Origin of the sequence: uncultured Mucilaginibacter sp. (genome assembly GCF_903893715.1) — a bacterium.
GTDB lineage: Bacteria > Bacteroidota > Bacteroidia > Sphingobacteriales > Sphingobacteriaceae > Mucilaginibacter.
The window spans coordinates 1-3,231 of record NZ_CAITNG010000028.1; the positions used below are offsets into that span (position 1 = coordinate 1).

Below are 3,231 nucleotides of genomic sequence, written 5' to 3' on the forward strand. Positions count from 1 at the left end.
AATGAAAACGTTTCCGTAAAAAAAAACAGGCCACTTTAACCAAACTGACAATTTTTTTAAGCAACATTGCATTACCCCAGCTATCACATGGGTATGTTTCAAATTAAATACACACGGCAATTTATTATTGATAAATTTATGCGTGCATTTATACATAGCTATGTGCACTAACCAAAACGAATTATGAGATCTTTCAAATTAATCGCCATTGCGACTTGTTGCTTGTTGTTTGTAGCCATTGCTAAGGCAAAAACCAATACGCCGCCTTTTCAGCCACCTACATCGCCTCGTGTAACCTATAACTTCAATCCCGGTTGGAAGTTTACTTTCGGTGATGTTGCCGGTGCCGACCAACCTGGTTTTGATGACGCCTCTTGGTCATCTGTCAGTCTTCCTCATACCTGGAACGAGACGGATAGCTATCGTGCTTACATCAGCCATGGCGGGGGCGATCAAAGCGAAAAAATGATGGGTATAGGTTGGTACCGCAAGCACTTTAAGCTGCCTGCCGGTACAGATGGCCAAAAAATATTCCTTGAATTTGATGGCTTGCGCCAGGCTGGTCGTTTTTACCTGAATGGAAAGCCCATTGGTATGCTCGAGAACGGCGTTACAGCAGTTGGTTTGGATATTACCGACTATGTAAACTATGGCGGTAAGGATAACGTGCTCGCCGTTAAGGTTGACAATAGCCCGGCCTACATGGAAGAAGCTACTCAAACCCGTTTTCAATGGAACTCAAAGGACTTTAACCCCAACTTTGGCGGATTGAACCGAAACGCCTCGCTGATTGTGGCAGGTAAAATTTATCAGACCTTGCCGCTGTACAATAACCTGAAAACAACAGGTGTGTATATCTATCCCGAAAATTTTGACCTGGTAAAAAAGAGCGCCGATATTAAGGTGGAAGCACAGGTGATGAACGAGACCAATGATTATGCTTCTATTACCCTTTCGGCAATTGTTGTTGATAATGATGGCAACGTAAAAGCTAAGCTTGATGGTAATACATCCGATTTGGTAGCCGGCCAGGCCGAGATTTTTACCGCATCCGGCACACTGACTGATGCCCGCTTTTGGGATGTAAAAGACCCTTATTTGTATCACGTTTACTCCATGCTGTCGGTAAACGGCAAAGTGGTGGATGTTGTAGATACAAAAACAGGCTTCCGCAAAACCGAGTTCAAGGGCGGGGCAGGTAAAGGCGGCGTTTGGCTAAACGGCCGTTTTGTTTGGCTAACCGGGTATTCACAACGTTCTGCAGATGATTGGGCAGGCTTTGGCGGCGCTTATCCTAACTGGATGCACGACTATACAATGTCGTTGCTTCGCGCAAGCAATGGTAACTACCTGCGCTGGATGCATGTTTCGCCTGAAAAGGCCGATGTTGAAGCCTGCGACAGGATGGGTATTGTTGAGGTATGCCCTGCGGGGGATAAAGAAGGCATGGTTACCGGCCGCCAATGGGACCAACGTGCCGAAGTAATGCGCGCCTCGATGATATTTTATCGTAACAACCCGAGCATCTTTTTTTGGGAAGCAGGCAATACCATTGTAAAACCTGAGCAAATGGATCAGTTTGTGGCCATGCGTAAAGAACTCGACCCTCACGGCGGCCGCGTGATGGGCACCCGCGATAACGACCTACCTGATGCCAATAAAGCGCTTACTGCTAACTCAGAATACTATGGTGTAATGATAGGGCAGGCGCCACGTACCGACGAAGTAACGGGCGACGATATCTTCCGCGGTTACAGCATAGCACGACGTGATAAGGCACCGCTTATCGAGACTGAAGATTTTCGCGACGAAGCCGGCCGTAACGTTTGGGACAGTTACTCGCCGCCGCATTTTGGTTTTACGCCCGCCTCCGGTGCCGGAAAAGATGGCCGCCCGGTGGATAGTTGGCACTGGAACTCCGAAAGCTTTTGTTTGGCAGGCGCAGCCCGCTACTATGCTTATATAAGCAATCGGATTGATAATCCTGACCCGGCGCATTCAAAATGGTCGGGCTATAGCTCTATCTATTTTTCCGATTCGGATGCCGATGGTCGCCAACAAGGCAGCTATGTGCTGCGCGTAAGCGGAAAAGTTGATGGCGTACGTATCCCGAAAGAAATGTACTATGTTTCGCGGGTAATGCAAAACGAGCAGCCTGATTTGCACATTATTGGTCATTGGACCTACCCGGCAGGTACGGTTAAGCCGGTGTATGTTGCCGCTTCGCATTGCGATAAGGTAGAGTTGTTTGTTAACGGCAAGTCGCTGGGTGTACAAACCAAAGCGACTATGTTTGTTGATACCTTTAACCGTGCTGCTCCTCCACGTCCTAACCGTGGTGATGGCGAACCAACCGGCTTTATTTATGCTTTCCCTAACGTTTCTTTCAATCCCGGCGTTATCAAGGCTGTAGCCAGCTTTAAGGGCAAAGTAGTAGCCCAGCAAGAAATAGAGACTGCAGGCGAACCTAAAGCCATTAAATTGACCTTGCATACCGGCCCGCAAGGCCTGGTGGCCGATGGCAGCGATGTGGCCCTTATCGATTTTGAAGTAGTGGATGCAAAAGGCCGCCGTTGCCCTACAGATGAAGCTCGTGTGGACTTCAGTGTATCCGGTCCGGTAGTATGGCGTGGTGGTTTCAATGCCGCTATGCTCAATAGTACCAATAACCTTTACCTGAGCACCGAGTGCGGTATCAACAGGGTGGCTATACGCTCAACAACTACGCCCGGTACCATTACCGTAACCGCTAAGCGCGATGGCTTAACCAGTGCTACCATAACCGTATCGTCAAACGCAGTAACAATTAATGGTGGCCTTGAACTTGCGCCACCACAAACTTTGCCCGGCCCTGTGGCTACCGGCAAATAAGGTGTTATAAATGAGACTTTATGAAAGCCCCTGGTAATGTACCGGGGGCTTTTTTATTGGTTAGGATATTCTTGTTTAACCTGTTCTATCGAGGCAACGTACATCTCCTTTAACACATCCATGTTCACATCGTCCAGTTTTTTGATGTAGATACAGCCCCTGCCGTCTTTGTCTTTATACTTACCCAACTTAGCACTCAGTTCGGTACGGCGTTTAAAGCCCGAACAGAGGTATATGCTGATAGCATCCTTTCGTGGAGAAAAAGCCGCTAATGGCATATCGCCTTCATGGCCACTATCATATTGGTAATGATAGGTACCAAAACCAATAATGCTTGGCCCCCACATTTTAGGTTCAAGG

General features: G+C 47.8%; 2 protein-coding genes. One reads left to right on the forward strand and one right to left on the reverse strand.

The genetic code is table 11. The features are described from left to right. Window positions 1-183: 183 nt before the first annotated feature. On the forward strand, window positions 184-2,871 hold the full coding sequence (locus QZX97_RS03860; protein WP_295654522.1) for a sugar-binding domain-containing protein: 2,688 nt from the start codon (window positions 184-186) through the stop codon (window positions 2,869-2,871). Window positions 2,872-2,924: 53 nt separating this feature from the next. Here the strand turns inward: QZX97_RS03860 and QZX97_RS03865 are convergent. Continuing rightward, a partial coding sequence (locus tag QZX97_RS03865; RefSeq protein ID WP_295664206.1) for a DUF1801 domain-containing protein occupies window positions 2,925-3,231 on the reverse strand: 307 nt, incomplete at its 5' end.